The organism is Myxococcales bacterium, assembly GCA_016716835.1.
In the GTDB taxonomy this organism is placed as follows: domain Bacteria; phylum Myxococcota_A; class Polyangia; order Haliangiales; family Haliangiaceae; genus JADJUW01.
The window spans coordinates 470581-488347 of the sequence record JADJUW010000002.1; the positions used below are offsets into that span (position 1 = coordinate 470581).

A 17767-nucleotide genomic window follows, 5' to 3' on the forward strand; every position below is an offset into this window, starting at 1 on the left:
CACATTCCGCAAGGCGCCACAGGTGTGTTAGCGTTGCGCGATGAGCGATGGGCCAGGCGGCGGCACGTGGATCACCTTTTTGGGCGGACGCGCCAGCAGCCTGCGCGTGCGGCGGGTCGAGCTGTCGGTGGTCGCGGGGCCCGATCGCGGCAAGCGCGCCGAGTTCGAATCTGAGCGCATCACGCTCGGCGCCCGCCGCGCTGATTTTGAAGTAACTGATGGCAAGGTCAGCGGCCTGCATTGCGAGATACGCCTCGACGCGCGCGGCTATCGCTTGGTAGACTCGGAGTCCACCAATGGCACCTTTGTGGGCGGCCTGCGCGTCAATGACGTCTATATTGAACCCGAGACTACGATTGCCATCGGCAACACGCGCGTTATGTTTCGGCCGCTTGACGCCTCGGTGGAGGTGCCGTTAGCCGAGCGTGACCGCTTTGGCGACTTGGTGGGGCGCTCGCCCAAGATGCGCGAATTGTTTGCCCGCATGGAAAAGCTGGCCAGCAGCGATGCCACCGTGCTCATTCGCGGCGAAACCGGGGCCGGCAAGGACCTCGTCGCCGAATCGCTGCATCAGGCCTCGCCGCGCAAGGAACGCGCCTTTGTCGTCGTCGACTGCAGCGCGATTCCGCCCCACCTAATTGAAAGCGAGTTGTTTGGCCACGAACGCGGCTCGTTCATGGGGACGCAGGCTAGCTATGCCGGGGCGTTTGAGCGCGCCCACGGTGGCACCTTATTTCTCGACCAGATCGTCGAGCTGCCGATCGAGCTGCAGCCCAAGCTGCTGCGCTGGCTCGAGACGCGCGAGGTGCGCCGCATTGGCGGCACCGTGGCCAAGCACGTCGACGTACGCGTCCTCACCGCCAGCTCGCGCGATCTAATGGTGGAGGTAAATCGCGGGCGCTTTCGCGAAGATCTCCTGTACCGCCTGTTGGTCACCACGCTCGATGTGCCGCCACTGCGCGAGCACAAAGAGGATATTCCGTTGCTCGTGGAGACACTGCTTACGCAATTGCCGGGCGGCGACACCGCCACCATCGCGCCGCAGACCATGCAGATGCTCGAGAAGCACGATTGGCCAGGCAACGTGCGCGAGCTGCGCAACGTGCTCGAGCGCGCCATCTCCATCGCCGAGCCGCCGACCGCCTTGCGCAATCGCCCGCCGACCGCGAACCGGACGCGCAGCTCGGTGCTCAGCGCGCTTGAGGCCGACGACGGGATGCATATTAATTACACCGTGGATATCGCGGTGCCGTTCAAAGATGCCAAGCACGAACTGGTTGAAGTGTTTGAGCGCGCCTATGTCACCCGCTTGCTAATGGAGCACAAAGGCAATCTTTCGGCGGCGGCGCGGGCGGCGGGTATCGACCGCATGTCTATTCACAAGTTGATTGCTCGACTTGGGCTGCAAGAGCCGGCAGAATCGTAGCCGGTGAGGCAATCAGCGGTAATCCTGGCGCTCGCGACGGGGGGCCTTTGGCTCATCGGCTGCAATAGCCTGCTGGGATTGGATGCGGTCGAAGGTGTACCCGCCGATGCCATGGTCTCGTGCCCGCAGCGCGGGGATGCACCCGTGCTGGATTGCGCCGGCGCCGTGCCCACTCTGGCGGTTAATCGATATGCCATCAATGAGGATTGCGATGATCTCTCGGATAATTGCGAATCGGCGATCGAGGCTGTTGCCGGCGGCTTGCAAGAAGTTGTGTTTTTTGAAGATTTTACCGACAACGAGATGGCGCCCGAATTTACCGATTTGCTCAGCGGGCCCGCACATGCACTGACCAATGGTGCTTACGAACTTGCCACCGGCGAAGGGCTTACAGTTTCCAATGTGCCTCACGCCGCCGCGTTAACGTATGTGAAAAACCTAACGACCAACAAATTGCAATCAACATCATTTGTGAAGGACGAGACGCTCCATACGTTTGATTGCAAGTTGCGAGGCGGCATGCAAAACGAAATCTACTACCAAGTGGACATTTCAAACGACCAATGGGGTTGCTCGAATATGCCGTCACGGAGAACACGGCGCCTCATGTCTTGTACCTCGCAACCTCGGAAACTGACCTCCATTGCACAGGGCTAACCCCGACACCTTCAGAGGTCGATGACCTGCACGTGGTACTGCCCGTTGATGTTGTGCACCCAAATTCATTTACGATTGCTTCGCCCAACCCGGAAGGGGACAATGACCCCTATCAAATTACCGCGATCGTGCTGCTTGCCGAGCAGTAGCAGCCCGCCGCCTGCTTAGGCCTCCGGTGCCCGCAGGACCACGACCGTGAGCTTTTGGCTGATGAGCCCACCCACTACGGCGAGCGGTATCGGCGCGACATCTTGTGCGCGCTGCAGCGACCACGTCGCCGAGTAAGGCACGTCGGTCGAGACGAAATCGCCGGCGGCTGAGGTGCTTGCGGGCCGAAGCTCGAGCTGTCCAGGCTCCAGGTAGTGCACCTGCCCCAGCGAGGGCAGCGCCTGCGCACCGGCAAGCGGCTCGCCATCGTCGCCGATGACAAGGCCATAGAGCAGCCCCTCATCGGGAAAGCTACTGAGGCCAAGCACGGCTAGCAAGCGGTCGCGCCGCGCCTCGTCGACGAGGTAGGCATGCGGCGCCAGCAATGGCGTATCGTCATAGGCGCCGCAGGTAACGCTCGCCACGGTCTCTGCCAAGTCGTCAAGCACGTGGATGCATCCGTTCGCGACCGGACGCGATGCGACGCCCACCCACACCGACGACCCCGCGGCGGCTTGCCGCACCAATTGCGTCAGCCGCGAAGAGGGCAAGCGATACACCGGCTGAAATAATTCATCGAGCTGCAGGACGGGCTCGCCGAAGCTCACCTCGATGCGCTCGGCGATGGCGGCGCCGACGGGCACAAGCGTCGAGCTTTCGTACACCGAGGCTTGCAGCCGCACGCGTTCCGGATCGTCGCACGAGCTTGCGCTGAGCGCGGCCACGTCAAGGCACCCAAGGGTGACGTCGACCACCGCATCGTCGCCCGGCGTAAAATAGGTCTGCCCACCCAACGCGGGCACAGGCACCGCGGCGAGAGGAAAGCCAAACGCGTCGAACACGAGGTCGGTTGGACATCGCCCATCGTCGGGCAGGGCGGAGGCGGGCCAGATCACCACCGAAACCTGCAAGGACGCGATCGGCACGTTGACCTGCGGCAGCGCCAGCGAGCCCAGGCCGCACAGCTCGCCAAATGGCAGCGGCTCGCAGACGCTTACGTAGGGTTGGCCGCTGCGGGCATCGACGATGCGAATGGCGGCGACGGCGTCACAGCCAATCTCGACGTCGGCGCAGGTGGCGTTGCCACAGGAATAGGGCGGGGTGGTGGCCAGCGACACCGTGAGCTGAAACGTCGGCTCGCCGCGGCGATCGCAGCCCACCCACGCGCTTGCGCAGGCGGCGGCAAAAATGAGGGCAAGTCGCGGCGTCGTCATTGGATCACGATCACCGGGTCGAGGGCGGCGGTATCGCGCTTGCGCGAAAGCAAGATGGCAGCGGAGATGGCACCAACGGCGACGCCGGCCGCGGTCCATTGCGCCCACCGCCGTCGCCAAACCGGCGGCCTATCCAGCCGCGGCGCCGTGGCTACGCGCAGGCGACGCACGATCTCGGTTGGATCGGCGTCGCCGAACACGATGCTGACGTCGCGACCTTCGCCGGGCCATACGACCGTTTGTGGCTCTCCCAGTGGACCCCGGCGAAAGGCAACTACCGCATGCCCCGAGGTCTGCGCAATGAGTTGTTGCGCGGCGGTGGTGATCGCCACGTCGGAGGTGGCACGCGCCAACTGCTGTCGCCACGCCTCAATCATCTCCATGGCCCCAAGTGGCGCCAGCGCCACATAGATCTCGCTCGGCGCGCCGGGTTGGATAATGATACGCTCGCTGGTCGACGCGTGGCCAAACGCCTCGATGCGGATAAAATGAGGGCCCTCGGCAAGTTCGGCGCTGGTGCTCCAGGTTGTGCCGACTTGGCTGGGCGCGAGCCGATCGCCGTCGATCCAGATGCCCGGCGGCGACGCATTTAGGCGGGCCGCCTCGCCATCGACGCGCACGACAAACTTCAGGGTTGGCGCAGGTTGGCTGGCGATCGCATAGGCGGCGAGGACGTCGGGGGCATAGCGCGCCGGATCGAGGACGAGGCCCGGGTTGGTGCGATAGGCGGTACGCAGGCTCGCGATCGCCGCTGCTTCTTGGCCAGCGCTGAGGTGAATGCGCGCCTCGAGCACGAGCAACGAGACGACCCTCGCGCGCCACATGGGACGCGACGAAAGCGCCGAGAGTTGTTGTTGGCCTTGCAGGCATTCGCGCAGCGCGGTCGGATGGTTAAAACGCGCGAGGGCGTCGCTGGAGGCGCCTTCGCTGGTGGCCACGGCGCGCTCGATTGCCGCCTCGCCATCGACTGGGGCCACGAGCAGGCGCTCGCGCATCGCGGTCGAAGGCAACAAGGTGAATTCGTTGGCGCGCAAGATGTCGCTTTGCACGGTTTTTATGTACTCGGAGCGTTCGGGCGTCCCGTCTTGACGAATGATTACCACCCGCGTATCGGCCTGCACGCCGGGCGTCGCCACAAGTGCCAAGATCGCCAGCAAAACCCGCGCGAAACCGTACCCGTGTCGGACCCGGCGACGATCCCCAACGTAGGCCGAACACCGCCGCCATCCCACATGGAATCGCTGGCGAAAGGGTTGTCGGCCCGGCATGCGCAAGGCGATACTATAGAACCTTGGCGTTGTCGTGCGCAAACGCCCTTGCTTGGCCCTTCTATGACCGCCTCACCCAACGAGTCGTCGCCGACAGCGGCGGGCACACTACCCGAGGCAAACGACGCCGGCGCCTCGGGCTCAAGCAACCAGCTTGAGCGCTACGACGTGCGCAGCCGCTTAGCCGTTGGAGGGATGGCGGAGGTGTATCTGGCCACGGCTCGTGGCGCGCATGGGTTTGAAAAAACCGTTGCGCTCAAACGCATCTTGCCTCAGCTCGCGCTGGATTCGCAGTTCGAGCGGCGTTTCATCGGCGAGGCCAAGCTGGCTGCCAAGCTCTCGCACGCCAACATCGTGCAGGTGCTCGATTTCGGCCGTTATGGCGGCTCATGGTACATCGCGATGGAGTTCGTCGACGGCGTTGACTTGGCGCACCTGCTGCGCGAGGTGCAGGCAGGGCGACAACAGTTGCCCCTGACCGCGGCCTTTCACATCGCCATCGAGCTGCTGCGCGGCCTGGAGTACGCGCATCAGCTCGGGGTCGTGCATCGCGACGTGTCACCGTCGAACATCTTGTTGTCGCGCGCGGGCGAGGTCAAGATCGCGGACTTTGGCATCGCGATCGCCGCTCGCCGCGATCCGCTGGCGGCGCAAGGCGAGCGCGTGATCGCGGGCAAGTGGCGCTACATGTCGCCCGAGCAGGCGGCGGGGCGCGACGTCGACGCGCGGTCCGACATTTTTTCGGCCGGGGTTGTGCTCTACGAACTTTTTACCGGGCAGCGACTTTTTAACGGATCGTCGAGCGAGGAGATCGCGGCCAACGTGAGAGGCCTTGCCATTCCCAAGGCATCGTCGTTGCGGCCCGACCTGCCGGCGGCCCTGGATGACATCTTGGCTGGCGCGCTGCAGCGCGAGCCAATGTCGCGCACGGCGCGCGCCGCGATCATGCAGCGCGCGATCACCGAGCTTTCATATCAATGCAACATCGTCGTCTCACCTGAAGAGGTGGCCGGCGCGGTGGCCACGGCCATCACCAGCACCGACAGTCGCAAGTCACTCGATCAAGTGATTCGGCAACAACTGGCGGCCGTTGGCATTGAGGCGAGCACGCAGGCCTCGCAGGCTTCGCAGGTAGGGGCCTCGACGCTGCGCCATACCGATTTGGCAAGCCTTCCCGGGGTCGCTGGCGGCGCTGAGGCGCTCGCGGCCGGCCGCGAGAGCAAGCGAGATCTTTGGCAACCTCGGCAAGACGAGGCCGAGGCAACGTCGCTGAGTTTGGTCTATCACATCGGCCGTGACGGCATCGCGGAGCTCGAGGAACAAGTAGGCGAGGCGCCGCCCGTGCCCGAGGCGACCATCGCTGGCTTGCCGCGCGCGCGGCGGCCGTCGGTCGATGCCTTGCGGCTTGATGACCATTTGCTCGAAACCGTGGGCGCCCCGAGGGCGGTGACCGCCGGCGAGCGCGATGCGTCACATAGCGCGTCGGCGACTGCACCCCTCCTGGCGCGGCAGGCGCTCGCCGCGCGCGGCGCAACCGAGGCACCATCTGCCACGTTCCCGCGCCCACGGGGGCGGGCGTGGTTGGTCGCGTTGTTTGCAATTTTGATAATCGCGTCGGGCACGTGGCAGTTCGCGCGTAACCGAAGATCGCCTGATCCCGACTCGACGCCAACGGCGACCATGTCGGCGCTGCAAGTCGATAGCGAGCCTCTCGGCGCAAGCGTTAGCATCAACGGCGTCGCCATGGGGCGTTCGCCGGTGCAATGGAGCTCGTTTTCGAGCGACGCGGTGCGCGTCGAGGTGAGGCTCGAAGGGTATGAAGCCTATGTCGATCCGGCGGTGGCGCTGCGCGACGACGCGACGACGCGCGTGTTCGCGCGCCTGAGACCATTGCCGACCGCGGCGGCAGTCGCACCTGATTCGGCTAGCTCGCAACCGGCGACGAATCCAACGGTTGCCGTGACAGCGGATGCGCGAGTCGTAAGGCCGCCGGTCGACGCGCGAGTGGCTTCGCCCCGTGTCGATGCTGGCGACGATGTGCCGGTGACGCTGGTAGCCGCCAAGCCGAAGATGGCGACTATTTCGCTCTATATCGACGATAGCTGGGCCGAGGTGTATTTGCGCGGCAAGCTGGTGGGGCGAGCGCCGAGCAAGGCGCTGGAGTTACCAATCGGCACGCACACCCTGGTGCTGAAAAATCCACCGAGCGGGCGCGAGACCACCATCGAGGTGCTGGTCGAAGCGGGCCGCGTAAATTACTTTCGCACCAAATTCTGAGGTTTTGTAGCGGGGCGCCGCCTCGGTATGACCTCGACCACGACGTCCGCTTCGCCAAGCACGCGCGTGCGACAAGCCAAACGCAGCTTGGTCAGATGGTAGATATTTCCAATATGACGAGTTTCCTCGTCGGTATAGGGCGACAGCGACGCCTCGCCTTGCAGCACTTTTACCCGGCACAGCCCGCACGTGCCCTTGCCAACACAGGCCGTCTCCACGCTCGCGTTCGCCTTGCCACCGGCTTCAAATAGCGTCGTCCCGACTTCGACGTCAACCTCATGTCCGGTCGGCCTGAACGTAACCCGCGCCACGCGCATTTATAACACGTCGCTGCAACGAAGCATGTGGTCGCGCACCGCGCACGGTAGTTGTTTCGACGAGCCGCAGCGCACAGTGAGCGACGGGGCTCGCTCCTGGGACGTGCCGGCAACGCTACGGCTGCGCGTTTTGGCTATCGACGTTGGTCTTGCGCTCGCGGGCGGCGCGTCCTGACATAAGGACTATAATGAGAGGCGCGGCGACCAAGGCGACGACCATCGCGACGATGGCGCCGCCGAGCATCCACGCGCCACCAATGACAAGCGCCAGTAGCACCGCAATGAGGGCGGTCGTGCCAACGATATCGTGCGGCACGCCATCGGGTACCTGCAGTGGCTCACCAGCCGGCGGTGTCACCCGCGATGCCCGCCTAAAGCGTGGAAAGAATGTTCGCATCACTAATTGCTATGCGAGACCCGTGCCAACGCGCCTACTAACCGCAGCGAGGCGTTGGCGGCCTGCGAACGACGTGCTACCAACGCCGCCGAGGACCTATTTCTATGAGTACATCACAGCGCAGTTTTGGAGTAGTTGGCGTCGGCCTGGCGGCCGTCATGGCGGCCGCTTTTGGGGGCGCTGCGTGCGCGCCGAAAGAAACCCCGATCAAGAGTTCCGAGTCGACCTCGGCGCTGGGGCAAGACGAAATTATCGAATTGCAAACCAAGCCGCTGCGCGGCTCGATCTGGCAGCCCGAGGCGCTCGGCCTGCCGCCGATGGTGCTGGTCGCGGGTCGCGCTTCTATGTCGCTCGACAAGGCGCGCGAAGCCTTTGCCAAGGCCTCGCCCAAGAAAAAACAAATCGAAGCGCAGTATCTTGCGACCGAACTCTATGAAGCGAGCAAGTCGGCGCCTGAGGCGAAACCGTTGCTCGACGAAGCACGCACCGTGCTGCGCAGCGTCGGCGGCGCGGACCTAAATGGCCTTGATGAAAACAGCAAGAAGATGCTGCTGTCGTTTGATTTTCAAGTCGAAGACTACGCCGCCGCGCTGGCCGTGGCCAAGCTCTTGCCGCCCGCTGATGGCCGCATCTGGGAAATCTCGGCGCTGATTCGGCTCGGCCGCATCGACGAAGCCGCGGCGTTGCCAGCCAAGGCCACGCTCGCCAAGGGCAAGCCCTCGCCTGACACCATCGCGCGCGACGCCTATCTCGCGGCGTGGATCGCGTGGCGCCAAGGCAAGTCGGCCGATGCCGTCGCGGCCATCGAACTCGCCGCCAAGAACTGGGATCGCCGCTTTGGCAGCGACGTCATCGACACCGAAACCATGGTGATGATGGCGCGCAACGGCGCCACCGCGGCTCGCGCCGTCGAGCTGTTTGCTGGCCTCTATAAGGGCGAAGAGCGCGACAAGGCGATGGATCGCCTCGTCGTTGCCTTTGAACGCGCTGGCCGCAGCAGCGAAGCCGCAGGCGTGCTCGACGTAATCGCCAAGGACGGTGGCGAACGCGCCGTGGGCGCGAGGTTCAAGCAATTCGCGCTCTCGCTCGCCGGCTCGAACGTCGACGAGGTGGTCGCGGCGGGTGGCCAATTGCAGGCCGCCGCCAGTGCATGCGCGACGGCCAAGCCTGCCTGCCCGCCTAAGACTATCGATGACGCCGCCACCGAAGTTAAAAACGTCGGCACGTTCATGCACGCCGCCTTTGTTTCGGCGCATGACACACGCTATGCCGATGCGGCCGATGCGCTCTACGATCTCTATCCGAAATTTCCAAACCGCACCGATCTCGCGCAAGTCACCGGCTACAAGAAAACCTTGGCCGACTCGCGCCCGCGCCTGCCAAAAGGCAAGGGCACGCACTCCAAGGATATGCTGACGCCGCTCTTTGGCATCCACACGCCAGAAATTGTCGGCTGCTACGATCGCGCGCTGCTAGCCAACGCGTCGACGTCTGGCGAGCTCGTCACCGAGTTTGACGTGTCGGAAAAAGGCATGATCGCCGCAGTGCGCGCCACGCCAGCGGCGGCGAGCACCGGCCTTGAGCCGGTCGCGGCTTGCATCACCGATGCCTCCAAGGCATGGGCGTTTCCGACCCGCTCGATGCCCGGCTCGACGCTGGTCAAAATGAAGTTGACCTTCGTCGTAAAGTAAGTGAGCTGCGCGCCAGCGTCTGGTTGGCGTGAATTTCGCTCAAACCCACCCTTGGCCGCCGCGGCAGATTTGCTGCTTTACAGCCCATGCGAATCTTCGTACGGTGGGCGGCTCGGGAGACGGTAGGGAGAAATATGTCGGATAACAAAGAATCCTCGGTGGTTACGCGCCTCCTTGAGCACGCGCAGCAGCGGCCCATTGAAGCGAGTTTTGGCGAGGCCGCAAAGCCGTCGCGGACGTTAACGCCGGCGATGCCGCCCGCGCCGATGCCGCGCCACCGCGCTCCGGCCGGCTCGGTGGCGCCGCCGCTGAGTTCGCTGTCGACCGCCCCTGGCCGGCTAGCGCCGCCAGCCTTGCCACCGCCTCCCCCGGCCGCAGCCACGGCCGTGCATGAAGACGATCTCGAATTAGTCGATGACGACGACTTCGATCCCGAAACTGCCAAGACCACCGAAGTCGATCAATCCATGATTGCGGCGGTGCGCCTGCTGCCGACAAATTTGGCGCCGCCGCCGTTACGCACGGCAAGCCGCTCTGGAGCCAGGGCCACAAGTTCGGTTGAGCAAGGGCTGCAGGAAATGGCGGCGCATCGTCCGCTTACCGAAGACACCAATCCCGGGCGCCGCATTACGCGCCCGGTGACGGCAGCGGTCGGGTTGCCACTGCACGAGCCGGTGTTGTCACCGATGATGCAGCCCAGCCCGAGCGTCATCGTGGCCCCCGCCTTGGTCGCGCCTGCGCATTCGGGGCAACAATTGCCGTCGGTGCCTTCAGCCGCATCATCGACCTCGTTACCTGCTGCCACCGCGTCGCAAGCTCAGGCGGTGTCGGCCCAGGCGTTGTCGTCGCAAATGTCGCTTCATGCGGGCACCGGCGTTGTTCGCGAGCCCGCGCGTTTTCGGCGAGCAACACCGTGGATCGCGGTTGGTGCGGCGGCCTTGTTGGCCGGCGCGTTTGGCGCGCTCTTGGCAATGCAGCGCGGGGGTGACGCGGTCGTCGCCGTAGGGCCTGCATCAGCGCCGGCAGAGGCGCCGCGGATAGCCCCGGTTGATATCGCGCTTAGCTCGATACCCCTTGGCGCCATCATTGAAGTCGCGGATGGCTCGACAACGAGAGAGTTGGGGCTGACGCCGCTGACCACCAAGTTGCCAGCCGACGGCGCGCTCGCTATTACCTTTCGGCGCGAAGGGTATGCGCCGGTCACCAAGGCCTTTAATCCCAAAACGCAACGCGAATTGGCCGTAGCGCTGGAGCCTATCGCACCGTCGGTCGGGCAACCGTCGGCGGTGCCAGAGGTGGCAGCTCTTGCCGCGGCGGTTGAGCCCTCACCAGTGACGAAGGAGCTTGACGCCCCCGCGCCCGCCAAGTCGTCTTCGAAACCCGCACGTCGCACCTCGCGCGTCGCGACGAGCTCGCGCAATTCGCGCCAAGTCAGCGTGGTGGCGGCACCGGCAGGCCAGAGCGCCACGCGCAAGGGCATGTTGTCGCTCGGTGCCAAGCCGCCGTGCGACATCTTGGTCAACGGCAAGCGGACCGGCCTGGTGACGCCACAGCGCGACATGGTGCTGCCGGTTGGCAGCCACAAGATCACGCTCATCAATAAAGAGTTCGGCATCCGCGAATCGTTTACCGTGCAGGTCGAGGCCGGTCGCGAGCAGCGCGTGGTGAAAGATCTTTCGAAGCAGATCAAGCGGTAGCCGCAAGCTTGAGCGCCCTCGAAATCTTCGTCCTGCTCGTCGTTGGCTTGGTCAGCGGCGCGATGAATACATTTGCGGGCGCAGGCGGGGCGCTGGCGATTCCGGTGCTCGCGCACATGCTAGGCAACCCGGTGCTCGCGCTCGCAACGTTTAGGGTCGGCGTGGTAGCCCAGAGCGCGATTGGCCTCGATGGCTTCCTGTTCGTTGATCGCAAGCCCGTGATTCCGTGGGCTACGCTGATGATCGTGCTTGGCGTCGGCGTCGCCGGTGGGCTGCTGGGAGCCGTGCTCGCCGCGGCGACGGATCCAACGTGGTACGGCTGGCTCGTCGTGCTGAGCCTCGGCGCGATCGTCGGGCTGCTCGCGCGCAGTTGGTGGCAGGGACGCGCGATCGAAGGCGCGGTCGCCTCGGCGCCACCGCCGGCGCCAGCGGCGTGGCCACAAGCCCTGCAACTTGGCGCCTTGATGCTCGCTAGCACCTATGGCGGCTTCATGCACGTCGGCATCAGCTTTATGTTGCTTGCGGTGTTACAGCGCGGCTTTGCGCTTAGCACGGTCAACGCGCTTGGCGTCCGCAGCGCGATTATGCTCGTGCTAAATGCGGTGGCGCTCATCTGGATGGGTGTGGCCGGCATGGTCGCCTGGCGGCATGGCGCCATCTTGGCGGTGGGCAGCACGCTCGGCGCCATCCTGGCGGTGCGCCTCGCCGTCTCACAGCGCGAGCGCACGCTTAATACAATCGTCTTGGCTATGGCGAGCCTGGCGCTCATAGCCGCCATCGTCGGGCTAGTCACCGCGTCCCGGTGAACTCGATTATCGTGCTACACCTCGGGCATGAAGGGCTTCTTCTCCCTCACGCCCGGCAAGCGGGTGTTGTATCTCACTAAAGACCCGGCGCGCATCGCCGCCCAATTGCGCGGCGAGCTGACGCTCACCATGGCGCAGCTCGATCCGTCGGAACTCCTCGACAACATCAACACCGACACCATGACGCCGGCGTGGGTGTGCTTTGATTTCGAACCGCACGAGATCGCAAAAAATGCCTATGCGGGCCTGGTTATCGCGGGGCAGCGGGTGTTTGGCCAGGGCGCGCTGGCGCTCGGCAATTTCGAGGTGATCGTATCGGGGGTGCAAAAGGGCGTCGGCTCTAGCCGCGAGCACGCCGCCCAATGTGAGGTATTTGCCGGTAGCCGGCTCGCGGTGGCGGCGTCCTTCGCGCCGATCCACGCCCGCAACAATATCAACATTGGCCAATACATGGGCACGTACGACATGTTGCGGCGGCTCGAGGCCGGCGAGGCGATCGCGCTCGACGAGTTTGCGCGCGGCGAGGATGCGATAACCAAGCTCATCGTCGAGGCGGGCGGCCTGTTGCCATTTTGTGCACGTCTAGCGGCAAAAGAGTTGTCCATTCCGCAGGTCACCACCACGGCGCGGCCGATGAATCTAACCGAAAAGATTCTCGCCAAGAAGTTGCTGCCAGGGCAAGGCGAATTTTTAAAGCCAGGCGACGCCGTGCTGGTGCGCGTCGACGGCGGCTATTCGCATGAATTCACCACCGCACAGGTGCATCACTTTTTGCGTGGGGAATACGGCGAGGCCTATCAGCTGCCCGCGCCGCATAAATTCGCGGTATTCGAGGATCACCTTATCTACGCCACCGGCGTGCCGGCGATGGCGCCCTTTGCCGACAAGATCGAGCGCTTGAGGCGCGAGCAGCGCGCGTTCGCGGCGCACACCGGCGTACGCAATTTCTGTGCGGAGGGCGGCGTCTCGCCGGGCATCTGCCATCAGGTAGCGCGCGAGCAATTTATTGATCCGGGCGATTTTATCCAGGCCACCGACAGCCACACCTGCATGGGCGGCGCCTCGGGTGCGCTGGCGTGGGGCGTTGGCACGACGGAGTATGCCGCGCTCGCCTATTGGGGCTTTACGCCGATGGCTGTGCCGGAGTCGATTCGCTTCGAGCTAACCGGCCGGCTCGCTCCTGGCGTTACGGCGAAAGACGTCATGTTGCACATCTTGGCCACCTATGCGACGCGCGAAGAGACGCTTAATCGCGTCATGGAGTTTGGCGGCGATGGGCTATTTTCGCTGTCGCCTGATGAACGCGCGACGCTGGCCAACATGGCGACCGAGTGCTCGGCGCGCGGCGCGGTGATGGAGGTCGATGACGTCATGCTGGCGTGGATCGCCGGCCATCGCGTAGGCGCGGGCAATGGCGACGCCGCGGCACGCGCGGCGCTGATGTCCGAATTGCGGACCAAGGTCGTCACGCCCGACGCCGGCGCGACCCACGCCGGCGGCGTCCATGTGATCGAGCTGGCGGCCATCGTGCCCATGGTGGCGACGCCGGGCGACCCCGATCGCGGCGTAGCGTCAGACCCAAAAAATGGCGCGGCGATCGCGGACCTGGGCCGGGTGAAGATCGATATCGCGTATGGCGGCTCGTGCACCGCGGGCAAGCGCGATGACATGGACTATTATGCCCAGGTGCTAGCAGCGGCCGAGACCGCCGGGCAGCGCATTGCGGAGGGCGTGACGTTTTACATTCAGTTTGGCTCGGCCGATGTTGAGCAGTACGCCACCGAGCGCGGCTATGTCGCGCTCTTTGAGCGCATGGGCGTCACCGTGATCAAGCCCGGTTGCGGTGCCTGCATCGGCTGTGGGCCGGGCGTCTCTGATAACGGCGCGCAGGTCACCGTCTCCGCGATCAATCGCAACTACAAGGGGCGCTCGGGCCCGGGCTCGCTGTACCTGGCATCGCCGCTTACAGTGGCCGCGTCGGCGATCGCGGGCGAGATCGTGATCGCGCCACCAGCCAAGCCGTAGCCTGCGCGGGCCGCGCGTTAGCGCTAGAGATTCCCCGGCAGCTTGACCTGCTTAGCCTTATCGCCGTCGCCGAGCGGACCGCTTTCGCCGCTGGCCTGGAAGGCGCGGGTGGCCTTAATGAGGCGCGTGATCAAGCGCTTCGGATTTGAATCGTAGATGATTGGCGCGCCAGGCGGCTTGCCCGCCTTGGTCGAGGCCTCGACGATTTGTTTGATCGTATCGGCGATGCCCCCGGAGCCGGTGAGCACGCCAATCGGGCGACGTTCGTCGGCGGCGATGGCGAATTCGCCTAAGGTGCCAAAGCGACCGCCAACAATTACGATGGCGTCGGAGTGTTCGATATTGTCGATCTCGCGGCCCATATAGTTAGGGCGATCTTGGCCGTGTAATGCTGGATGGCTAGTGAGCTTGATGACGTCAAAGTTCACCGGCGCCTTGGCGCGCTTGTGTTGCAACATCGTGCGATACGGCGAGATGCCAATCGTATAGGCGCCCTTGGCCTTGGCCGCGGTCGCGGCGATGTCGGGCAGGCCAGGCGCGGCGCCGGTGAGCACGATGCCCAACTGCGACGCGATGGCCGCCCCGAGGTGGGCGACCTTTTCGGCGATGTTCGGTGGTGTTACGGCGCCAGCGCCGCCCATGACGCCGATGACCAGCGCCGAGGGCTTGCGGGCGAGCAGCGCGGTGCGATGCGGCGTGCGCTTGGAGGTTAGCTGCCGCTTGGCCAAGGCCTTGCGCGGATCGCTGCGAGGCCCAACCAGCACCGGCGCATAACTGGCCTGCGAGGTGGAGGCTTTCTTGGCAACCTTGCGGTTGGCCTCGCTTGGATGAACAAAAAAGAGCGCGGCCAACAGCGCGAGCAGCAGCGCCGCGGGAAAACGTGGGTGAAGCGAACGGGGCAGCATCGGAGCTGGTATGTGCAAAGATGAAGCCAAGGTCGGCGGCATAGCGAGCGCGACCGTTGGCCGCGGGCATGCGTTCCGGACCGGCCGCCGCAACCCCACTAGCCGGGGACGACGGGGTCATCAGGCCCCGGGGAAGTTGTTGGACATGGCGTCGGACGCGGCGATGTGGCTAGAAACCGGAGAACGCCTTAAGCCGCGCGGCGTCGGGCGCGACGCTGGCGTCGGCATCGCGCAGCGTGAGCGAGGAGACGATGCAGCCGTTGGCAACCGCGGCGTCCGCGTGGCGCAACGTCCACACCGAAAATAGCGGTGGCTTCGGTGCATGCGCGATGACATCGGTGCGTGCGACAACGCAAAGCGCGGCGAGGGCCGCTGCCGCCGCGACGCGATCGTCGGTGCGCGCGTCGCCGCAGACGACCAAGGTGCCGTGCGGCGCGAGATAGCGCGCACCCGCCGCGATATAGGCCTCGACGCCGCCGCGATATTCGATGCGCGCAAAGGCTCGCTGCTCATCCATGGCGTCGAGCGCCGCTTCTGGCGGAAAATAGGGCGGCGTGCCCGTGACTAAATCGAACGTCCCGTTAATGTGCGATCGCAAGGCCTCGTCGCGCAGGTCGCCGTGCCACGTGGTCACGCGCGCGGCGAGCTGATTGCGCGCGACGTTGTGCTGGAGCAGGGCAAACGACACGGCTTGGGCCTCAATGCCAACCATGATCGCTTGCGGCAGAGACCACGCCAGATGCAGCAGCACCGAGCCGATGCCGCAGCCCAAATCCAAGACCGTCGCGGCCGTCGGCGCCGCATGAAACGCGACATACGCGGTGATGACGTCGTCGGACGAGAACCTGTGCCCCTTTTTGCGCTGCAGCAGCGTCACGTCGCGTGTCAGCCGGTCCGCGGTTAGCTCGCCATATGGCGTCAAGTCGGGCAGGGCGTCCGTCATCTCGCCAAGGTTTAGCACGCGCGAGTTGGTGGCTCGGGCAGCGGCGGGGTAGTATCGCAGCGTGGCACCCGACGATTTGGCAGCGAGCACGGCGACCTGTACCTATTGCCCCAAAATGTGCCGCCATGCCTGTCCGGTAGCCACCGCCACCGGGCGCGAGACGTTTATTCCGCAGGCCAAGATGGAAGCACTTGGCGGGCTCTTGCGCGAGCACTTGTCTTGGAGCGAGGAAAATGCCAATGCCCTATGGGCGTGCACGGGCTGCGGTCATTGCACCGACTATTGCGATCACGATATCAAGCCGGGCCTTGACTTGCTGCGCGGGAGGCAACTCGCGGCGGCGGCGGGCGCGGCCCCGGCAGCGCTCGATGGTTATCACGAACGCTTTCTCGCGCGCAGCCATCGCCTTGCCGCGGCGCAAGGGAAAAAAGGCGGCACGCAGCGCGAAGCTCGCGTTGCGTTTTGGCCCGGGTGTGATGCGGTTGATAAGGGCGCCGCCGCGGTGACCGCGTTTGAAGAATTGGCGGACGAGCACGGCCTGGGTATCGAGACGCTGGCGATCAGTGAGGCTTGCGCGGGATATCCGCTGCTCGCCGCCGGCCTCGTCGACGAATTTCGCTGGCATGCGCGCAAGGTCGGCGATGCGCTGCGCGGCACCGAAACCCTTGTCATCCACTGCTCCGCGTGTTTGCACACCTTGCGCCACGACTACAAGGCGGCCGGCGTGGTGCTGCCCAGCGAGCTTATTTCGATGGCCGAGTTCTTGGCCCGGCGCATAGTGCCCTCACCTGGGAGCGCCACGGGCGCCGCCTCCTTGGAGGAGGCGCCTGCCCCCGCCAAGCCAACCGTCTACTATCACGATCCTTGTTACCACGCGCGTTACAACAAGGTCATGGACGAGCCACGCACCTTATTGCGGCAAGTGGCCGAGGTACGTGAGTTTGCGTGGAGCGGTGGCGACGCCGAGTGTTGCGGCGGTGCGGGCCTCTTGCCCAAGACCATGCCGGAGGTCGCCGATGCCATGGCCAAGCACCGCCTGGAAGAGGTGTCGCGCGCTGGCGGCGGCACGGTGGTCACGTCGTGCGCTACGTGCGCGTTTCAGCTGCACCGCAATGCGCCGCCCGGCGTCACGGTGCTCGATCTGCCCGAGGCCCTGCAAACCCTTGGCAAACCGGCGGTCAAGCCCTAAGGCAGCTGCTTTGGATCGTGGGCGCTGTTGATCGCAATGCCTTGCGCGGCTAAGTGCCGGAGCACGTCGACCGAGGCCAGGCGTGCCGCGCGATCGGTTTGCAGCACGCTGGCGAGCACGCGAATGCCCCACGGCGTGGCGGAGCCGTCGCCTAGCTCGCTCGCGTGATAGATGGCGTCGCCAGCGTGCATGAGCCAACCGGCGTCGCCTTGCACGACGACGGCGGAGTGGCCTCGCGTATGCCCGATCAAGGGTACGAGCGCTACGTCGGCCTCAACGCCGCGCAGCCGTGAGACCGCTGGCAGCTCCATCCAGCGATCGCCGAAATCGTCGTACGTCGCCCAGGTCACGCCGTGCGACCAGCGCGCGGGCTCATAGCGTTTCTGCGCGAGCAGCGTGGTGCGCGCCTCCGCGGCCGCTAGTTCGGCGGCATGAACGTGGACGGTCGCCCACGGAAAATCAACGAGGCCACCCGCGTGATCGAGATCGAGATGGGTCAGCGCGATGTGACGGACATCGGTGGCGGCAAAGCCAAGCGCGACGACTTGGGCCAGCGCCGACTCAGCGGCTCCGGGGCGCGCGCCGGTAAACATGCCAAAGCTCTTGCCTCGGAAGTTGCGGCGCAGCACCCCCGCATCGCCGAGCCCCGTATCGACCAAGATAAGGCCATCGCGTGCGGTTTCGATGAGCCAGCAATGACAGATCATGTGGCCCCTGGAAAACCACGACGAGCCGCCGGTGAGCGCCCCAAGCGGCGGATGCATCGTGCCGCAATTGAGGTGGTGAACGCGCGCCATGGCCCGCTTGA

General features: G+C 64.9%; 15 protein-coding genes. 8 read left to right on the forward strand and 7 right to left on the reverse strand.

Annotated features, from left to right (window positions below; genetic code table 11):
* Nucleotides 1–40: 40 nt before the first annotated feature.
* Nucleotides 41–1426 (forward strand): sigma 54-dependent Fis family transcriptional regulator, encoded by a 1386-nt coding sequence (locus IPL79_16875; protein MBK9072651.1) that lies wholly within the window; start codon nt 41–43, stop codon nt 1424–1426.
* Nucleotides 1427–1504: 78 nt separating this feature from the next.
* Nucleotides 1505–2083, forward strand: coding sequence for a hypothetical protein (locus IPL79_16880; GenBank protein MBK9072652.1), 579 nt, complete (start codon nt 1505–1507; stop codon nt 2081–2083).
* Between the two features lie 164 nt (nt 2084–2247).
* Here IPL79_16880 and IPL79_16885 read toward each other — a convergent pair whose 3' ends face one another.
* Both IPL79_16885 and IPL79_16890 read right to left on the reverse strand, forming a co-directional pair.
* Nucleotides 2248–3444 (reverse strand): hypothetical protein, encoded by a 1197-nt coding sequence (locus tag IPL79_16885; GenBank protein MBK9072653.1) that lies wholly within the window; start codon nt 3442–3444, stop codon nt 2248–2250.
* On the reverse strand, nt 3441–4580 hold the full coding sequence (locus tag IPL79_16890; protein ID MBK9072654.1) for a hypothetical protein: 1140 nt from the start codon (nt 4578–4580) through the stop codon (nt 3441–3443). The genes IPL79_16885 and IPL79_16890 overlap by 4 nt, the downstream gene beginning before the upstream one ends.
* Nucleotides 4581–4775: 195 nt before the next feature.
* Between IPL79_16890 and IPL79_16895 the strand changes: the two genes are divergently transcribed.
* A complete protein-coding gene (locus IPL79_16895; protein ID MBK9072655.1) occupies nt 4776–6989 on the forward strand; it encodes a protein kinase in 2214 nt (737 codons plus the stop codon).
* Here the strand turns inward: IPL79_16895 and IPL79_16900 are convergent.
* Nucleotides 6968–7300, reverse strand: a complete 333-nt coding sequence (locus IPL79_16900; GenBank protein MBK9072656.1) for a 2Fe-2S iron-sulfur cluster binding domain-containing protein — start codon at nt 7298–7300, stop codon at nt 6968–6970. The two genes, IPL79_16895 and IPL79_16900, sit on opposite strands and share 22 nt — an antisense overlap.
* 121 nt (nt 7301–7421) lie before the next feature.
* Complete coding sequence (locus IPL79_16905) at nt 7422–7703, reverse strand: hypothetical protein (protein MBK9072657.1); 282 nt, start codon at nt 7701–7703, stop codon at nt 7422–7424.
* A gap of 104 nt (nt 7704–7807) precedes the next feature.
* Between IPL79_16905 and IPL79_16910 the strand changes: the two genes are divergently transcribed.
* The 4 genes from IPL79_16910 (at nt 7808) to IPL79_16925 (ending at nt 13922) form a co-directional block, all read left to right on the forward strand.
* On the forward strand, nt 7808–9394 hold the full coding sequence (locus IPL79_16910) for a tetratricopeptide repeat protein (protein MBK9072658.1): 1587 nt from the start codon (nt 7808–7810) through the stop codon (nt 9392–9394).
* Between the two features lie 134 nt (nt 9395–9528).
* Nucleotides 9529–11091, forward strand: coding sequence for a hypothetical protein (locus IPL79_16915; protein MBK9072659.1), 1563 nt, complete (start codon nt 9529–9531; stop codon nt 11089–11091).
* An 8-nt stretch (nt 11092–11099) separates the two neighbouring features.
* Nucleotides 11100–11897: a sulfite exporter TauE/SafE family protein gene (locus tag IPL79_16920; protein MBK9072660.1), complete on the forward strand. Its 798-nt coding sequence runs from the start codon at nt 11100–11102 to the stop codon at nt 11895–11897.
* Between the two features lie 27 nt (nt 11898–11924).
* A complete protein-coding gene (locus IPL79_16925; GenBank protein ID MBK9072661.1) occupies nt 11925–13922 on the forward strand; it encodes an aconitate hydratase in 1998 nt (665 codons plus the stop codon).
* Between the two features lie 23 nt (nt 13923–13945).
* Here the strand turns inward: IPL79_16925 and IPL79_16930 are convergent, their stop codons facing one another.
* Nucleotides 13946–14827, reverse strand: coding sequence for a hypothetical protein (locus tag IPL79_16930; GenBank protein MBK9072662.1), 882 nt, complete (start codon nt 14825–14827; stop codon nt 13946–13948).
* Between the two features lie 169 nt (nt 14828–14996).
* Entirely contained in the window at nt 14997–15860 is an 864-nt protein-coding gene (locus IPL79_16935) for a methyltransferase (GenBank protein MBK9072663.1), read from the reverse strand.
* Between IPL79_16935 and IPL79_16940 the strand changes: the two genes are divergently transcribed.
* Nucleotides 15832–16959: a (Fe-S)-binding protein gene (locus IPL79_16940; GenBank protein MBK9072664.1), complete on the forward strand. Its 1128-nt coding sequence runs from the start codon at nt 15832–15834 to the stop codon at nt 16957–16959. The two genes, IPL79_16935 and IPL79_16940, sit on opposite strands and share 29 nt — an antisense overlap.
* Here IPL79_16940 and IPL79_16945 read toward each other — a convergent pair.
* Nucleotides 16956–17756 carry an MBL fold metallo-hydrolase gene (locus IPL79_16945; GenBank protein MBK9072665.1) on the reverse strand — a complete coding sequence of 267 codons (801 nt, stop codon included), beginning with the start codon at nt 17754–17756 and terminating at the stop codon, nt 16956–16958. The two genes, IPL79_16940 and IPL79_16945, sit on opposite strands and share 4 nt — an antisense overlap.
* Nucleotides 17757–17767 lie beyond the last annotated feature (11 nt).

What these genes read in the sequence shown, in the direction of transcription:
- IPL79_16885 (MBK9072653.1), bottom strand. Translation starts at nt 3,444, where the DNA reads ATGACGACGCCGCGACTTGCCCTCATTTTTGCCGCCGCCTGCGCAAGC.
- IPL79_16930 (MBK9072662.1), bottom strand. Translation starts at nt 14,827, where the DNA reads ATGCTGCCCCGTTCGCTTCACCCACGTTTTCCCGCGGCGCTGCTGCTC.
- IPL79_16910 (MBK9072658.1), top strand. Translation starts at nt 7,808, where the DNA reads ATGAGTACATCACAGCGCAGTTTTGGAGTAGTTGGCGTCGGCCTGGCG.
- IPL79_16875 (MBK9072651.1), top strand. Translation starts at nt 41, where the DNA reads ATGAGCGATGGGCCAGGCGGCGGCACGTGGATCACCTTTTTGGGCGGA.
- IPL79_16925 (MBK9072661.1), top strand. Translation starts at nt 11,925, where the DNA reads ATGAAGGGCTTCTTCTCCCTCACGCCCGGCAAGCGGGTGTTGTATCTC.
- IPL79_16945 (MBK9072665.1), bottom strand. Translation starts at nt 17,756, where the DNA reads ATGGCGCGCGTTCACCACCTCAATTGCGGCACGATGCATCCGCCGCTT.
- IPL79_16895 (MBK9072655.1), top strand. Translation starts at nt 4,776, where the DNA reads ATGACCGCCTCACCCAACGAGTCGTCGCCGACAGCGGCGGGCACACTA.
- IPL79_16915 (MBK9072659.1), top strand. Translation starts at nt 9,529, where the DNA reads ATGTCGGATAACAAAGAATCCTCGGTGGTTACGCGCCTCCTTGAGCAC.
- IPL79_16905 (MBK9072657.1), bottom strand. Translation starts at nt 7,703, where the DNA reads ATGCGAACATTCTTTCCACGCTTTAGGCGGGCATCGCGGGTGACACCG.